Annotated in this window: 12 protein-coding genes; 11 read left to right on the forward strand and 1 reads right to left on the reverse strand. The window is 38.9% G+C overall.

Annotated features, from left to right (window positions below; translation table 11 throughout):
• Window positions 1–17 precede the first annotated feature (17 nt).
• The 4 genes from KJS52_RS21295 (at window position 18) to KJS52_RS21310 (ending at window position 4408) form a co-directional block, all read left to right on the forward strand.
• Window positions 18–1307: an ABC transporter substrate-binding protein gene (locus KJS52_RS21295; RefSeq protein WP_213519297.1), complete on the forward strand. Its 1290-nt coding sequence runs from the start codon at window positions 18–20 to the stop codon at window positions 1305–1307.
• The gene (locus tag KJS52_RS21300; RefSeq protein WP_246563845.1) at window positions 1300–2289 is read left to right on the forward strand and encodes an alpha/beta hydrolase; all 990 of its coding nucleotides are present in this window, start codon (window positions 1300–1302) and stop codon (window positions 2287–2289) included. Before KJS52_RS21295 ends, KJS52_RS21300 begins: the two co-directional genes overlap by 8 nt.
• Window positions 2290–2609: 320 nt before the next feature.
• Window positions 2610–3218, forward strand: coding sequence for a YkoP family protein (locus KJS52_RS21305; protein WP_213519298.1), 609 nt, complete (start codon window positions 2610–2612; stop codon window positions 3216–3218).
• 17 nt (window positions 3219–3235) lie between these two features.
• Window positions 3236–4408, forward strand: a complete 1173-nt coding sequence (locus tag KJS52_RS21310) for an MGDG synthase family glycosyltransferase (protein WP_213519322.1) — start codon at window positions 3236–3238, stop codon at window positions 4406–4408.
• A 166-nt stretch (window positions 4409–4574) separates the two neighbouring features.
• Here KJS52_RS21310 and KJS52_RS21315 read toward each other — a convergent pair whose 3' ends face one another.
• Window positions 4575–5501: a GNAT family N-acetyltransferase gene (locus KJS52_RS21315; RefSeq protein WP_246563847.1), complete on the reverse strand. Its 927-nt coding sequence runs from the start codon at window positions 5499–5501 to the stop codon at window positions 4575–4577.
• Window positions 5502–5769: 268 nt separating this feature from the next.
• On the opposite strand from KJS52_RS21315, the gene KJS52_RS21320 reads away from it, so the two are divergent.
• The 7 genes from KJS52_RS21320 (at window position 5770) to KJS52_RS21350 (ending at window position 17584) form a co-directional block, all read left to right on the forward strand.
• The gene (locus KJS52_RS21320; protein WP_213519299.1) at window positions 5770–6249 is read left to right on the forward strand and encodes a DUF5381 family protein; all 480 of its coding nucleotides are present in this window, start codon (window positions 5770–5772) and stop codon (window positions 6247–6249) included.
• A 231-nt stretch (window positions 6250–6480) separates the two neighbouring features.
• Window positions 6481–10434, forward strand: coding sequence for a DISARM system helicase DrmA (drmA, locus tag KJS52_RS21325; protein WP_213519300.1), 3954 nt, complete (start codon window positions 6481–6483; stop codon window positions 10432–10434).
• A 9-nt stretch (window positions 10435–10443) separates the two neighbouring features.
• Complete coding sequence (drmB, locus tag KJS52_RS21330) at window positions 10444–12234, forward strand: MrfA Zn-binding domain-containing protein (protein WP_213519301.1); 1791 nt, start codon at window positions 10444–10446, stop codon at window positions 12232–12234.
• A gap of 3 nt (window positions 12235–12237) precedes the next feature.
• Complete coding sequence (locus KJS52_RS21335) at window positions 12238–12732, forward strand: phospholipase D family protein (protein WP_213519302.1); 495 nt, start codon at window positions 12238–12240, stop codon at window positions 12730–12732.
• A 56-nt stretch (window positions 12733–12788) separates the two neighbouring features.
• The gene (locus KJS52_RS21340; protein WP_213519303.1) at window positions 12789–14189 is read left to right on the forward strand and encodes a DNA cytosine methyltransferase; all 1401 of its coding nucleotides are present in this window, start codon (window positions 12789–12791) and stop codon (window positions 14187–14189) included.
• Window positions 14190–15306: 1117 nt separating this feature from the next.
• On the forward strand, window positions 15307–16491 hold the full coding sequence (locus KJS52_RS21345) for a DNA cytosine methyltransferase (RefSeq protein ID WP_246563849.1): 1185 nt from the start codon (window positions 15307–15309) through the stop codon (window positions 16489–16491).
• Window positions 16484–17584: a type II restriction enzyme NmeDI-related protein gene (locus tag KJS52_RS21350; protein ID WP_213519304.1), complete on the forward strand. Its 1101-nt coding sequence runs from the start codon at window positions 16484–16486 to the stop codon at window positions 17582–17584. The genes KJS52_RS21345 and KJS52_RS21350 overlap by 8 nt, the downstream gene beginning before the upstream one ends.
• Window positions 17585–17833 lie beyond the last annotated feature (249 nt).

Genomic DNA, 17833 nt, shown 5'->3' on the forward strand with positions numbered 1-17833 from the left:
TGGGAGGAATTTATTCAATGAAAAAGTGGAAAAGTATGGTGGTTGTGAGTATACTAGTCCTATTAATGAGTGCATGCGCTTCTGAGGGCAGTGAACAAGCGAATAGATCTGACGATTTGATCAGTTCAGAGGGGAAAACTGTCGTTACATTATCTGTCCAACAAGCGAGCTCATTTTATGAGACAGCAAAGAAAAAGTTTGAGGACAAGTATCCGGACATCGAGTTGCAAATCCAGGTTACAGAAGATTATGAACAATATCAAAAAACGACGAATACAGCAATACTAGCAGGCAAAGGGCCGGATATTTTCGAAGTAAGCAGTCTGCCTATCAAAGATTATGTGAACAAAAACCTTCTCATAGATATGGGAAAGCTTATGGAGCAAGACGATACGCTAAATCATAGCGATTTGCAAATGAATATTTTGGATGCGATAAAGTCAAATGGTGGTCTTTATGCCATGCCTTTCGGATTTAACCTGCGGGCGTTTGTAGGTGATGGGGATCTTCTTGAAAACGTGCAGATCGACGACCAGAATTGGACCTGGAAGGAATTCGAAGAGATTGCAAAGGAACTGGGAGCGAGCGGTGCGGAACGTCGCTATGCTATGGCGGGGGAAGCGCCAGATTTTCGCATGCAAGAAATGATTGTAGACAGGTATGCTGAGTTTGTTGATCCTGCAGCGAAAAAGGCCATGTTTGACTCGTCTTTATTCATAGATGCGATGAAGCAAATTAAAGATATGTACGATAATAAAGTGATGACTTCAGAACCGGCGGATGCTGGAATGCAAATGTTTTATTCTACCGTATTGAGCTCGCCGGCAGACTTTATCAATAATCTGCAAACATACTTCTCCAATCCGAAGCTGCTGCAAAAACCAGAACAAAAAGATGGGACGAGAATTGTTCTTACATCCCAGTTTGCCATTCAAGCCAAATCTCCTGTGAAAGAGGAGGCGTGGAAATTTATTAGCTTCATGTTGTCCGAAGAAGGGCAATCTCTTCAAGAAAGACAAGGATTTTCGCTGCTGAAATCTGTGAATGAAAAGCAATTGAACGACATTCAGGAACAAGTGAGAAGCGGAAAGTATAAGACGCCTGACGGGAAAGTGCCGAAAGTGGAGGATGATGAATTCGTCAAGTATAAAGCATTCATTCATACAGCAGATAGCTATTCGCAAGCGGTTGGTAAGGTGATTTCTATTGTAGGAGAAGAATCGATGGCATTTTTCAGTGAACAAAAAACTGCTGAAGAAGTCGCAAAACTGATCCAAAACAAAACAACAACCTATTTAAATGAGTAGGAATTACAATCAAGTAGGTGGAGGTATCAGAAAATCAATGAACATAGCATTTAGAGGAACAAAAATCGTTTTTGTATTGCTCGTTTTGTTAGTAACAATTACAGGATGCGCCAGCAAAATGGACGTGACCCCCAATCATGATCAATCTTTAGCTAATCAACCGCAAAATACGGACCCTATAACAGACCCTGTTCATGAAACACCACTTACCGAGGAGACGAACATCCCGCCAAATCCACCAGTTGAGTATGATCCTGCCTGGCCGGATAGCACGGTGAAATCTTCTAACGGTCATCTTGTCAATAGTTGTGTTCCTGATGAGCTGCGAGATAAAGCAACTACTCTGACAACCAGTGATGGGGTGCATCTGTCGGCACTTGTGCTTGGCAGCGGAGATAAAGGAGTCCTGCTTGCACACGAGCAAGGCTACAACATTTGCTCTTTTGTGGACATGGGAACTGAACTGGCTGACAGTGGCTATCTGGTTGTTATTCCTGAATATCGAAATCATGGTGCTTCACAAGATTTCCCGGAGGATAATCAAAATATAGATCGTGATGCAGATGCTGCATTAGGCGAGCTTAAGCGAATGGGTGCACAAAGCGTGTTTTTGGCTGGGGCATCATGTGGCGGCAGCACAGCCATCATTGCAGGCGTTCGTCAAGAGCTGCCTATTGAGGGGCTTATTATTTTATCTTCTCCAGCACAATGCGGACCGCTTGATGCAATTCCAGGTGTCGAAAAGATTAAAGCGCCATCCTTGTTTGTTTTTTCACCTGGTGATTACGGTGGCTCAATTGAAAAAGAAGTGCGCCAATTATATCAAGCATCCGGAGCAACTGATAAAGAGCTGATTGTAGATGAGAGCGGTTATCACGGAACAGATATGTATCATAGGGGAGAGCATGGCGATGAATTAAAGTCCAGGCTCATCGATTTTGTGAAAACACAATTTAATGAAACGGATGAAATTTCAAAATAGCTGGATACCGTTATATAGAGCTGCATTGTTTTTTCACCCTGATCAAGAGAACCATTGTACCTGTCGCGGTAGAGTGGTTCTTTTGATTGTTTTGAATTAATTGTAAAGGAACATTAATTTCATATGACGCACGCTAGTGGTTATCAGTCTCCCGACCGATATTAATTCCATCGCGCGACGCTGGGAGCAACCCCTTGCCTTTGTTATATTTAGCATAAACAGCTTGCCGAACAGGAGCTGAAGTTTGTTTAATTTCAGTTTGCACGGTATCGATATTGAGGGAAGGTTGGATTTATTTGCTTCGGTTACTAAAATCTTTTATGCAGGTCGCTTGGTTGGCGTGGGAAAGTGGATTCGATTATATTTCACGCTTTCGCAGTTCGCATATCTCGCACTTTGGAATTTGTAAAGTCATGATTAAAAAGCACCAAGGGAAGAGCATCGTCTGTGCAGACTCCACGATCATTGATAAAGGTGATCTCATTGGAGAACTCCATCTCAACAATAAAATGATACTGACCATGATTAAATCTCAAGGCTCTGACCGCACGGCACTCATGACGGCACGGCTTGTACGGAAATCCATGAAGCAGATCAGCGAAGCATTCACAAGTCAGCCTGAATTTAGCGAGGTGAGGGCGTTAGTCGGCATTACACTACTTCATCGCGGTTTGACACATGGTCTTGGTTTTGAACAGCAACCGATGAAGTCCGGTCTGTTCCAACGCGTTACAACGGCGTATCTCCGATTATTATTATCCGTTTTGCATCCTGAAGGCAAAAAACGAATTGGCCGCAAGACGGAACAATTAATACCGATGATGCTGATTCACTCCCGAGGCTCGCTGAGGAATCGATTTAAGTCCGTGAAGAAAGTGGCCGTTGCAGAAGAATTATGGTTACTCCAACCAAGCTCGAATTCATTATAGGAGGGAGGTAATTGTTTATGGATCGTGTGAAGCGGGAAAAACTACTGATTCTATCAGGCTCATTCGGGGATGGCCATATGCAGGCAGCCAAGGCGATTTTGGAAGCATCAGCGCTATATAAACCCGGAATAGAGGTGAAAGTGGTCGACTTTATGGAGTTGGTCCATCCCCGTATGCATGCAATTGAAAGGTATTGCTTTCTGCAATGGATGAAGCATTTTCCTTCCTCGTACGGCTATTTGTATCAGAAGACACGTACGGACAATATGCTAACATTTTTTCTGAAGCATATTCGCGCGACTAGCCAGCAGCGTCTGCTCAGACTTTTGCATGAGGAACAGCCGACGATGGTTGTCAGCACGTTCCCGCCGGCGTCAGCCGCAATTTCGTTGCTTAAGGAAAAAGGGAAGACGGATCTGCCGACCACAACGATAATTACCGATCATTCCGATCACAGCTATTGGATACAGCCGTCTACGGACTTGTATCTGGTTGGCTCCGAAGGTGTGCGTGCCGCTCTGCAGAGAAAAGGCATTGCTGACCACAAAATCGCTGTAACAGGCATTCCTGTCCGCTTGTCCTATAGCCAACAAGACAATAGAGAACGGCTGCGAGAGAAACTGGGTTTAGCTCCTGACAGCTTTGTCGTGCTGGTAATGGGCGGAGGCAGCGGAATATTTGATAAGTCCTTCATTGAGCAATTGCAAGCTGACAATTTTCCTTCCCACTTGCAATTTATTATCGTATGCGGACGCAATGTGAAGCTGCTGTACCGTCTGCATAAAGCGTTGGGAGACAAGGGGAATGTGATGCTGACAGGTTTCCTTGATGAAATCCATGAGTGGATGGCAGCCGCAGACGTCTTGATTACCAAACCAGGAGGACTGACTACCTCCGAAGCAATGGCGCTTCAGCTCCCGATGCTGCTGCTGGAGCCACGACTGGGGCAGGAGAAGGATAATGCCGATTATTTAATTCAAGCGGGAGTAGCGTATCCCTGTCAGATTGAAAAACTGAAGGATCAGCTTCAACGGTTGGTTCAACAGCCCTTTATATTGGAAAAAATGAGGGAACAGGCAGGGCAATCCAGCCAGCAGGATTCCGCCAGACTTGCTGTCATGCGCATTATGAGTATGACTAGCGCTACACATGAAGAAAAAGGGATAGCACCCTTGCAAAAGTATGCTTAAACGAGGAACAAATGTATAGTCACCCCTCTCAGCATAACAATTAAAGAGCATGCGGAGAAAGAGTAGAACGAATAGACGGAGGGGAGCGAATGGAAGAACAGTTATTGTAAAATAAGAGGGGCTATGTCCAATAACCCCTCTTAATTTGATTACTAATTTAGAGCTCTCAGATTCGCTCCAGTTTTGTAAAATATCTTATTTCCTCGTTATCTACATAGAACCCAACAGATTCGTATAGCGACAAGGCGGATTGATTTTTCGTTAGCACCATAAGATAAGTATCATGCAGTTGATGTGATTTAAGGTACTTCAAAGCCTCTGTGAGCAAATACTTGGCTATGCCACGCTTTCTCCAGGGCTCGCGAACAAAAACATCCTCTATTTGACCATGTTCTTCTTCTTGCCATGTCATCAAACCACCAACAATAGTGTCGGATTGACGGACAACCATGGATGTCCAAAGCTTGTTCTTTTTATATTCAATTAACCTGTTATGGCCTAATGGTGTGTCTGGCCAAATTTCAGCTTCTACATCGAGATATTGTCTCTCTTCTTCAGATGTTTCCATCTTCCAATGCGAGAATTGGAATTCATCGCTTAGCTTTAACTCAGCTATCGGTTCATTCAAATCTCGTTTCATGCGATATGACGTATATAGATGATGATAGCCTTTGTCGATAAAAAACTGATTGTTAGCTGTCTCAGTCGAATTGTTGCCTACACAAAGAATCGTTTCATATTCGGTAGATAACGTTTCATTTAGCTGAGTTGCTCTTGCGAAAAGATGCTGGTAAACGCTCTCGAGCAAGGCGTTGTCATTTTCTCTTTCAGGCATAGTTTTTAGATTGACGTAGATTGAGTGCTGAGATTTCTTTGGACGGCCGGGAGGCACGATATTGACGATGCTGACTTGCCCCTTGGCAATCATTTTCCCATCTTCAAAGGCACAATAGACGTTGCTCCAATTGTCCTCGTCTCCAACCCACCAAAACACCGCATCTTTTTCAGAAACAGACTGGTACAGCTCGCCCAGCAAAGGCATATCTTCGCTTTGGAAGTTACGTACGATAAATTTAGTCGATGATTGCTTCAATAGAATACCCCTTTCAGAAATAGGGGAATTTCGCAGTTAAGAGGGCTAGCTATGCGAGTTCCCCTTACAGAATTGGCCCTTTGCTATCATTTGTTTACTCACAATAAACGCCTCCTTTAGCTAATAATACCATCTGAGATTAACATATTTTGGTGATTTTTTCAAATTAATTTACTATTGTTTCTTTGCTTCATCATTACAGTTAAAATAGGTGAAGGAAAGTAAATAGGACGGTTTGCAGTTTAGTCAAATCAATAAGGTGGTAAATATGAACGCGATATGTTATCGGAAATCCGTAGCGTGGGGCAAAGCATTTGGAAGCTTGTTATTTGTATTGACCTGTCTGTTTCTGCTATATGCGGCCTTTTATATGGATACTACCGTAGTGCGCAAATTTTTTTGCATCACATCGGCTATAATAGGGATTCCTTTTTTTGGCGGATACTTGCTTGTATGCTTGCCGAGAGCGCTGAAATCAGACACGACCTTGCTTACTTATGACCAGCAGTCGATATCAGATGGCAAGCGTACAGTAGAGTGGACGGACATAGTTAAAATCAGCTACAAAGGTCCTTCCATCCAGAAATGGCTGCTTCCACAGTTCCCCGAGCTCATTTTTCATTTGAAAAATAGAGAGACCTGGAGGGTGAATACTTATTATTTGTTAACCGATGCTGAGATACATGCAGTCTTGAAGCAGCTGCGCAGGCAGGTGGATCACAGCGGGAAAAAGGGAAGTAATAGTTAGAATAAAGTTATAGGTTTCAGTGAACATAGATTACTAGGAGATTCGAGCATCTTGTCATCACCGGATCTGTCTTTAGTTTTATGAAAATAAGTAATATCGAGTTAAACAGAGAATAGTTGGAGTATATTTACCCATCTTTTCTTATTATTCACATTGATGGAAGAGGGGTTTTGTCACTTTATCGCGAATAATTACCTAAGAACTAGGAAATTAGACTAGGAGGTTGTTGAAGTGGAAAGAGCAATTATTCTCGGTGAATTAGTAAAAGAGGTATTAGGACCACGTAACGGAGCTTACGAAACATTGTTGAACGACTACGATCCAAGGAATGAATATATAATAGGTGTTTTGTCCCCTAGAAGTGCAGATATAATTAGGGATATTGATGCAGAAGCCGAATTGATGAATGATGGTGAAAGTAACGAGCAGGATTCTGATGAAGAGACTCGTGAACCAGCAATAACTAGTTCTCCGTCATTGGATCCGAAAGCTTTACCAAAGTCGCTGGGAATTTCTTTTGTCGTAGAAATTACATCTGAAAATAACTGTGCTAGTGTTTGTTTTACATGGGGCAGGTATAAATCCAATGGGACAGAATGGTTCAGAACACCATCTTGGTTTTTTAAAGAATTTGATATCACTACTAAACATCAATGGTGTGATAGCGATAATACAGGAGTAGAGTTTTATGTAAAGTCACTCAAAATTTCTAGTAATCGATATAAAGTTTCAATTTTTTTAGTTAATAATACCCCTTTAGGAGAAGATAGTAGGCCTTCTACCGAGGATTTCATTTTCCAACCTGAAATTCGCGTTAACAAACTTACAGGCCTCGAAATATGCTCTTTAGATGATGAGGATATTTCAGTTAATGAGGGGGAAAATGAAAATGCTGAAGAAGACTCACTTAAACTTTTGTATCAAGGACGTACAGCTCAAGCAAGGGGGCACTTAGTAGGGGTCACATGGAAATCAATTGACATCCAAAGAGACCACCTTAAATTAGGAAACTTAACGTTTCCACCTTTTATTTGGAGTGATAGCTGTATTGTTCCAGAGCAAATAAGAAATCAATTTTTTAACCCCGATCTGAGAACAGACTATACACCGACATATCCAATGGATGCGCCAAGCATGGCTTGGAGAGAAAAATACGGTCCTAAGCCAGAGTTTAATCCAGAGGTTTTAGCTGAAACTTGGAATCCAAAAGATCTTAGGAGAAGGTTAATGCCTCTTGTTTCTGGCTATAAGAGGTGGCTAGAAGAACAACAAGAAAATAACTCAAAGCGTGATCTTAGTGAGAACTTAGAAACAGCAGCACAAAAACACTTTCAATTAATTGAAAATGCAATTGAAAGGATGTCAAGATCTATTAATTTAATTTGTAACGATACTGATGTTCGGCTAGCATTTTGTTTTGCTAATAAAGTTATGGCTGTACAATCTTTATGGGCAAATAAGCAAGTATATCCTTGGAGACCGTTCCAGTTAGCATTCATATTATTAAACATATCAGCTATTGCAGATGATAATGATCCCGATAGAGGAATAGCTGATTTATTATGGTTTGCAACAGGGGGAGGAAAAACAGAAAGTTACTTAGGTCTAGCGGCCTTTACAATTGGATTACAGCGACGTCGTGCCAGAACGGACCTAGTAGGTCATAAAAAGGGATCGGGTGTAAATGTGCTGTCAAGATATACACTTCGACTTTTAACAATTCAGCAATTTCGCAGGGCTTTACGTGTAGTAACCGCTGCGGAGTATTTGAGGGTTGATGGACTTTTAAAAAGTGATAGAAAAATTGGATGGAGACCTGCTGAGTGCGAAATAAGAGGTAATTTTATTTGGGGGGGAGAACGAATTTCTGTTGGTTTGTGGGTCGGTGGAGGCGTGACACCAAATTCCTTACATTCATTGAAGTTTCCAGACCAAAACGGTCGTATTATCAATATACCAGGTGCGATTGAATTACTAAGAAGCAAAGGAAAACCTAGTGAAGGTGAGCCAGCTCAAGTCTTAAACTGCCCGTGTTGTCATTCATTTGTTGCTATTCCAAATGAAGGTTTAGGGCCCGGAAATCATACTATACATTTTTTATTTAGGGCTACATCTACAACACCAAGACTTCAACCATCGGATGTTCTGCTAGGTGAATCAAGAATCATTGATATTAAGATTACCAAGCATGGTGATGTCTATTATACTGCTTCAGTTACCTTTATTATCGATCAAAATTATCACATTGAATCGGATTCAGTAGATGATCTTTGGAATAATCAAATTAAAGGTATCTTAGGAAATGCTACATTATTAGCAACTAGACCAACTAGACCAGGATATTTTTTTCAAACCTATTATAATGTACAAGGTCTGGAGAAGGAATCTAATTTTGATATCTTTTGTCCTAATCCTCAATGTGAGTTGAATAGTGTCATTTGGGCTGAAAAAGTACCTGCTAGTGTTAGAAGCCAATCTTTATCGTCATCCAGTGATACTGAGTTTCAGGAAGTAAATGATGTATTTAAGATAAATAAGGAATTAGCATTTTCATCGAGAGTGGCTATCCCTGCTTACACTGTAGACGATCAGATTTATCACCGATGTCCTTCTATGATTATTGCTACGGCTGATAAATTTGCCCAGCTGCCATTGGAACCCAAAGCAGCGACTATATTTGGTAATGTTGAATATTATCATGCTAGGTGGGGATATTACCGTGAAACTTGCCTCCCTAATTATGGAGGTAATTTACCAACATCACGGCTTGATCATCCTCCAGGTTTCAAAAGAAATCAGGTATTACACAAGCCTGTTGATAGTTTTGACCCGCCACTGCTAATTATTCAAGATGAGCTTCACTTAATTGAAGGTCCTTTAGGAAGTTTATACGGACTGTACGAAACAATTATCGATGAATTATGCACTAAGCAAAAGGACACTTATAGAATACAACCTAAATATGTTGTATCGACAGCTACTGTACGTCAAGCTGAAAAACAAGTAAAGTCATTATTCGCAAGGGATTTTATGCAATTCCCTCCAGCTGGGATTGACGTCAATGATAATTTCTTCTCAACAAGTAGAGAGATCCACCCTCTTGATGATGAAAATGCAGGTAGACTCTATGTTGGGATCTGCGCGCCTGGAAAGGGAGCTCAAACTCCTTTGGTGAGAATTTGGTCATCTTTATTACAAACTGCTCATGAAATTAAAAATGCAGGTGTGTCACCAGAGACAATTGACGGATTTCTTACAGTTGTTGGTTATTTTAACGCTCTGCGTGAACTAGCTGGAGCAGCTTCATTGTATCGGCAAGACATTCCAGAACGGATTAGCTATATTAATGGACTGAATAGCAGAGATTTAAGTGAGAATCCTTTGGAACTGTCGAGTAGAAAGAGTTCTACAGAGCTCCCAGGTTTGTTGGAGCTACTAGGAAAAGACATTGATACTGGCAACCCAGAAGACGGTGTGTTGGCCACAAGTATGTTCGGGACAGGGGTTGACGTAGATCGGTTGCGGCTAATGGTAATAAATGGTCAACCTAAATCAACTTCTTCCTATATACAAGCTTCAGGTAGAGTGGGACGGAAACGCGCAGGTTTGGTTGTTACTTTTTTTAGAGCTAGCCGTCCTCGTGACTTGGATCATTATGAGTTTTTTACTGGCTATCACCGCGCATTATATAAATACGTAGAGCCTGTAACAGTTGCCCCCTTTTCACCGCGAGCACGAGAAAAGGCTTTTGGTCCTTTAAGCGTTGCCTTATTAAGGCATGCAATAAGAATATTAGGTACAAGAGTTTCTAATCAGTGGAGATATCAACAACGGTTGCAAGGACAAACAGTATCAGCAGCAGTAAATATGCGAAATTTAAGGCATTCAGAGGAAGTGTCTCAAATAATCGAGTTATTCACTGAACGAGCAGGTAGACAACCTGATGGAAGAAGGCCAGAAGGAGAAACTATAATCTCTGAAATTCGTTCAGAACTAGATAGATGGTATATGCTAGCTCAAACACATTTAAACTTGCTATATAATGAATCATCGATGAACAAGCAACCTACACATCCTGTTGTTCTTGGTGATCCACAACATTATTTTCAAGGTTTAGATGTGGCGTTTGAAAATGCGCCTCAGTCATTAAGGGACGTTGAAGGCACAACAAACTTTAAGAGTTGAGGTGAGGAAATGGGACAATCAATTAGACCGTCGCAGTATATTACGACTTATGGGCCAGGGGCAATTTTAGAAGGTCCGAATGGCCCAAGAATAATTAACAGCATAGCCCAATCTGGAATTTTGAATTATAAATCTATAGATCAATTAGAAATAGTGGATCAACGTTTGTCAGGATCATTACTTCAAGGAGCAGGAATAATTCGTTTACCAACAAATGCAGAATTACAGATTGCTGAGTCAGCTCCAATTTATGAAACAAAACAATTTCCAGAATGGTCTTTATGTATTAAAAAAAACCATAATAAACTGTATCGGTATCAGTTTGGTAATCAGACGGGGTGTCCAGATTGTGGGCCATTTCGTAATTCGTATGATGCATGGCAAAAATCTCGCAGAGAAGCCATACGTTTTGTTCTTGCTTGTTCCAAAGGCCATTTGGATGATGTAGACTGGACAAGACTAGTTAAGCATAAAAGGAGAGCATGTTATCCTAACTATTTTATTTGGAAAGGAGGTGGCGGAGCTTTAAAGAATGTTACTATTGAATGTCCTAACTGTGAGGGGGATTTTAATCTAGGTAAAGCTTATGCGTCTGAGCTAAAGTGCACAGGACGACACCCTGAAATAGGAATTGATAGGCATAATTGCGAAGAACCTGCAAGGATGATGCAAAGAGGTGCATCTAATTTGAGGGTTGCTGAAATCGTTTCATCACTCACTATACCGAATCGAGATACACGGCTTCACCAACTTCTAGCACATTCAAGTATTATCAATCTGATTATCACATCAGACATAATTAATAAAGTAGAACTCTTGAGAAAAATAAAGATCCTTGTAGATCATCACAGATTACAGAAAAATATTTATAATGAAATTTCCAGCTATGAAGAAACCGCAATTATTAATGCTATTTTAGATATACGCGAACCAATCGAGGTACAGAATGAAATTGATTATCGCGTCGCTGAATTTAATGCTTTACAGGTTGCTGCAACAAGAGGGGCGCCATTACAAGTATCATATACTCCTGGCTCGCCTCCTCAGTTTGAAGTTATTAGACAGGATATAAAAGAATTTGCAGGACCAAACGGAAGGAAACTTAGAGTGACACCGGTAAGTCGTTTAAGGGTGGTCATGGTTCAAACAGGATATCGTCGCCTAGACTTAGTGAATGGTGAAATGGTTTCAACAGTATACCACGATGGTATCAAAGAATGGTTCCCAGGAGTTGAGACCTTTGGAGAAGGTATATTTATCGATCTATTACCAGATGATTTAAGTGAAGGACATTTTGAAATGAAAGGAGAAGATTATTATAATTGGTATAATGCTTTTGAAAATCCAGGTCAGTATGGAGTACAACATGGGTTAATTGATCAAGAACAGTTACATCCTGTATTTGTTTGGTGGCACACGTTTTCACATCGTTTAATAAGCGCACTGTCAGTTGATTCTGGCTATTCTTCTGCTGCGATTAGAGAGCGGGTTTTTATAAAATTCGATGAAAATGACCCAAATAAAGTGAGTGGTGGAGTTTTGTTGTACACAACGCAACCTGGCGGTGATGGCACCTTAGGTGGATTAATCGGATTAGTACCAGAATTTAATAAAGTTTTGAACAGGGTTTTCAGAAATGTGCATACTTGTTCCAACGATCCATTATGTGGAGAAGAAAAGTTTTCTCCTAATAAGCTAAATGGTGCAGCATGCTATGTTTGTCAGTTCGTATCGGAAACTTCATGTGAGAACAGGAATATGCTACTAGATAGAAATTTATTAATGGAGAATTTACCTTAAACGATGGAAATAAAAATATTAGCTACGGGTTTAGGTTGGATGGGGAGCGGCGTCGAATCAATCAAAGCGAATTTAGAAGAACTTATTCAAAACGCGAAATATGAAATCATGATCGGTGCCTATAATATCAGCACTGGAGCTTCTGATGTATTTGAGTTAATCGACGTTCCTTTATCAAGGGGTGTTGATGTTAGGATATTAGTCAATCAATATCAAAATCATCATCCTGCAGCTCAAGATATGTTAAGGTCATTTTATAGGAAATATCTCAATTTTATGCTATATGATTTTACTCATCCAGATGGATATGATCTGCATGCAAAAATGATTGTTGTAGATCGAGAACGTGCGATAATTGGTTCGTCAAATATATCTAGAAGAGGATTCTTCAATAACCATGAGTTAGCTGTTTTGTTGACAGGTCAAGAAGTAAAAAAAGTTGCTAGTGCGTTTGAAAAGCTAGTAACTCATCAGCATACAAAAAAAATAGATTTATAGAGTGTCTTTTAATGCGCTATAATTAGGGATATCGAAAATTGTCGAGGAAGATGTACATGGCTTATACAGTGTTAGATTTATTTGCTGGTGGAGGGGGTTTTTCAACGGGGTTTCAGTTGGCCCGTCGAGGTGAATTACATTTTGAAGTTTTAAGGGCAGTTGAAATGGATGCAGATGCATGTAATACGTTACGCAAACACTTAGGAGAAGAAAGAGTAATTGAAGGCGATATAACGAAGGATGAGATTAAAAATAGAATAATAACAGAATGCCGAGACGTTGATGTAATTATAGGAGGACCTCCTTGTCAAACGTATTCACTCGCTGGACCTTCGAGATCTGGAAAGCCAGAAATGAGAAAAGCTCTTAAGTCAGATCCGAGAAATACTCTTTTTAGGCATTTTTTTGATTTAGTTGGACGTATTAGACCAAGAATAGTAGTTTTTGAAAACGTTGAAGGTATAATATCTAAGCAATTAGATACAGAGTTATCGCACAAACAGCAAATTGCAATTGAAGTTATATGTGATGAATTAGAGTCTTTAGGATATTCAACTCAAATAGAGGGAGATTTTGTAAGGCGATATCAGGTATTAAATGCAGTGAACTTTGGAGTTCCTCAACATAGAAAAAGGGTAATCATTATTGCGAACAAACAAAATAGAGCTAATCCTGTACCAGTTCTATCTAAAAACCGGAGTCCTAAAACATTGAAACATGCGATTGGAAATCTTCCTATCGTACTTCCTGAAATTAGCGTAAGTAAAATGAATTCTCTAATCAAAATGAAAATTATTACGCAATATTTTGATAGAAGCCTAAATGCTTTTGCTGGTAGTTTAAGAACTTTGAGGGAATCATATAGAGACCGACCGGAAGTTAATTCGGAAGAGTTTTACAACATATTGCAGTATTTTGATACATGTTTACCGGGATTGATACGCAGGAAATATAAAAAAATGTTATATTTAGAAGAGTTTTTACGAGGTTATAATAATCTCGTTGAGAAATATGTAAACAGTCATTTGTTAGACAATGCAGCACATACTCCAAGAGCACATAACATTAGGGATGTAGTTATATTTTCGCTAATGCAGCAAGGATCGTCTTCAGCACAATTTATGAATCCTAGCTCAGCACTATTCGATCATTTTCTTAACGAGCTTTATCCTTATGATCGAACTAAACATGTGGATACCTATGTTAGACATTCTTGGAATAAGCCTTCAAATACCATATTATCCCATATGGAGAAAGATGGTCTAAAATTTATACATCCTGATCAACCAAGGACCTTTACACCGTATGAAGCAGCATTAATTCAAACATTTCCATCAGATTATCAATTCTTTGGTGGACGTAATGCCCAGTACAGGCAAATTGGAAACGCAGTACCTCCATTATTAGCAAAAAGTATTGGCGAGGCAATCTTAGAACATTTTGGAAAGATGAATTGATAAGAAATATTTGATTTTCTATAAAATGTATTATGTTAATTTATATTAAGATTGCGGGCTTGGAAAAAGATGCTGTCTCTATGCTACGGACAGCATCTTTTTCCTTTAAATGCGCTCGAATGAGATCATTGTAATATGATACTACATTTCCACAAAGTCATTCAGTACTATACTGTTGCGAATACATCGATGGAAGTGGAGAGTTTATACGATTCATTATTATCTTGTAAAGAAGTAGTTTTTAGAATCCTCGATACTACTATCGTTACCTAACACTTCACTAATTAAATATATCTGTGGGAGAGTACTTTCTCTTGATTTGCAATAAATTATAATTGGTCTGTAAAATCATTTATAACTAGTTTTAGATAATTCCAAACCTTACATTATCCTCACCATTTCAAATATCTCTAAAGCCATTTTTATTTTAAGTAAATACTTATAAAAATCTTTAATTCTGGTGTGTTTTTTTGAGTTTGTGTGCAACCATAAAACATGCATTGAATCAAAAAAAAGAGGAACAGAGTCAACAATTATTTTTTTATTCGGTATTGCTTAATAGTTCTATAGATTTTGAAGTGAAAATAATTATAATAATTCAATGATTAGTATCCATAAAATCAATATTGAGTTGAATTTCGGTCGATGAAGATTCTTTTCCCTAGATAAAGATTGGCTTTTCGAACCTTATGTATAGGCTCTATGACTCGATTAACACCAGAATGACAGACAACGAATTATCTCATGGATGCTTTAAGATATAAAAAGCTTGCCTAATTATCGTCAGGTAATATAATAGCAAAAAACTTTTCGGTAGGAGTTTTCAATTGACGCAATGTACAATACTGAAATAAACAGTTCAAACTATCGGAACAATAGGTAAAATGATTTTAATTTTAAGGAGATAGGCAAATTATCACTATGAAACACTTTAAGAACATATTTATGTATAATAGAACTCATATCGCCCCAAGTGGCGAATTATTTGGAACACGAGGATCCATTAATAATGGTCCATTATTTCACTAGATAACATTGGTTTTGTAAAGTGCTTAACTAAACTTATTCTGATTTTCTACTACAAATTAAGTTATCTCGAGAAGGAAAGACGAACAAAATGCCGAACATAATATTAGATGTAGAAATTAAGCTTGAGGCGGGTTATAACATAATGAAGAATACACCGGTAATCTTCTCGTTCTTCTCTGGAGCGGGTTTTTTAGATTTAGGATTTGAAGCTGCGGGGTATGACGTAGCGTTTGTAAATGAATATCATCGTCCCTTTCTTGATGCATATAAACATTCACGTAAGGTCATGGGAATGCCCGCACCTAAATATGGTTATCATTTAGGTGATATCTCTGAATTTGAAAATCCAGACGAGAGTCAAAAGATTTTAAATTTAGTTTCTATGGTAAAAAGTGATAATAAACTAGTTGGTTTTATTGGTGGTCCTCCATGTCCTGATTTTTCCATAGGAGGCAAGAATCGAGGACATGAAGGTGAAAACGGGAAGTTATCGGCAACTTATATAGAATTAATTTGTAAACAAAGACCAGACTTCTTTTTGTTTGAAAATGTAAAGGGTTTATGGCGAACAAAGAAGCACCGAGAGTTTTATGAAACTATGAAAGAAAAATTGCATTGTAATGACTATGTTACTACAGAACGTTTAATTAATTCAATCGAGTATGGTGCACCTCAACAAAGGGAACGAATTATTTTGATTGGCTTTCAAAAAAGTATTTTGCATGGCTTAGGCATCGAGGCAACCCATTCATTAAAGGAGATATTTCCATGGGAAAAGTATATTACACATTGTATTCAGGACATTATTGCAATGCCTTGGCCTGGGATGGAACCCTTTGAGGAAGATGGTAACCGTAATAAACCAAATGGTATTGAGGAAAAGTTGACGGTTGAATATTGGTTTAAGAAAAATGATGTATTAAATCATCCAAACGCTCACCAATACTTTACACCTAGAGCTGGGTTGGCTAAGTTTCAAGTAATTCCTGAGGGCGATGATTCGAAAAAATCATACAAACGACTACATCGATGGAGACCATCACCAACTGTAGCCTATGGTAATAATGAGGTTCATTTGCATCCGTATAAAGCAAGGCGTTTGTCAGTAGCGGAAGCATTATCACTTCAAAGCTTACCCAAAGAATTTGAGTTGCCTCCAAACATAACGTTGTCAGACGCATTCAAAACTATAGGTAATGGGGTTCCTTACGAAGCGTCTAAAGGAATTGCAAAAACGATTTTAGACTTCTTGAAGGTGAATAATGATGAATAAATTAACCGCAGCCAATCTTGTTCATGAAATTGGTTTGTTACCAAAAAATCAAATATATAATTACATTCATAGTAAGACGCCAACCCAAATTAAGATTGTGAATGTAGTTAAGCCAGAAGGACCAATTTGGATTAAAAGAATACGCCCAAACAAGGGCGAAACATGGAATAGCGCAAAAGATGAATCAATTTCAGTCCAGATGATATGGCGTTTAGCAAATGCATTGTTTCCGAATCATCCAATTAACGTAGACCGAATTTTTGGTGGCAGTTACAATACACGCTCTGTACTTGAAACACTACTGGCGCATACACCACAATTTTATTACTGCTATCCTGGTCGAATTGAAAGTATTAGTTCTAATACGAAAATCAAAAAGGGGCATAAACATTTAATGTGGTGCCCTGAAAACCCTCATGCACCGAATGTCTTGGTAGAAGCAAAAGTCAATATGGTTATTTCGGAGGTTCCGAACAGCGAAGTCATTTATGATTCGCTGGTTCTTCCTGAAGAATTACAATTACCTTCCTTAGATATTGAAATTAAACGAAGACATAGCCAAATGCAAGTTGCATTAATAGAAATAGGTCAACATCTAGGGTTTAAAACTTGGATAGCACAAAATGATAAAGGAATTGTATATAAGGATAAGAAAATTGGGGAAATGGAGGGTGTAATTAGTTCTTTAAGTAAAGAGCAAAACTTTATTTCACCTTTTCACAATGCTCAAAAAGCAGCTTTATTGATTGATTGTATTTGGTTTAAAAATGGAAAGTTGATGCCAGCAGTAATGGAAGTAGAACATAGTACAGGGGTAACGAGTGGTCTAACACGAATGAAAGGACTTCAAGATGCACTTCTTGAAGTTTTGCCACCGTTTCCAACTAGATATGTTATCGTCGCGGCAGATGAGGATCGAGAAAAAGTGTTTAAAGAAGCTGCTCGCCCACAGTTTCAATCACTTAATGTTAGATTTTTTCCATATAGCGCTGTAGAAGAAATGTATTTTTTGTTTAAACGCCGTAAGTTAAAGGGAATTACTGAAGAATTTTTGGATAGTTACATGGAACCTGTAATGGTTCGACTTGCTTAAAATGAAGTAGTCTCTGTTACTTAGGTAGATCAATAATAGATTAATTAATAGTGTTAATTTTATATTGATCAACTTGGTATATAAATGAATATTTGTTATATTACACCTATTCCGACAATTATACATGACTTATGCAGTTCACGAGATTAACTGGTAATGGTGAGAATCTTTCCTTGAATAAACGGGCCACCAATACATAGCAAGCTGCGACGGCCAAAATTCAGAAATAAGTGTTGCAAAACGGCGTAC

The organism is Paenibacillus montaniterrae (assembly GCF_018403185.1).
GTDB classification, from domain to species: domain Bacteria; phylum Bacillota; class Bacilli; order Paenibacillales; family Paenibacillaceae; genus Pristimantibacillus; species Pristimantibacillus montaniterrae.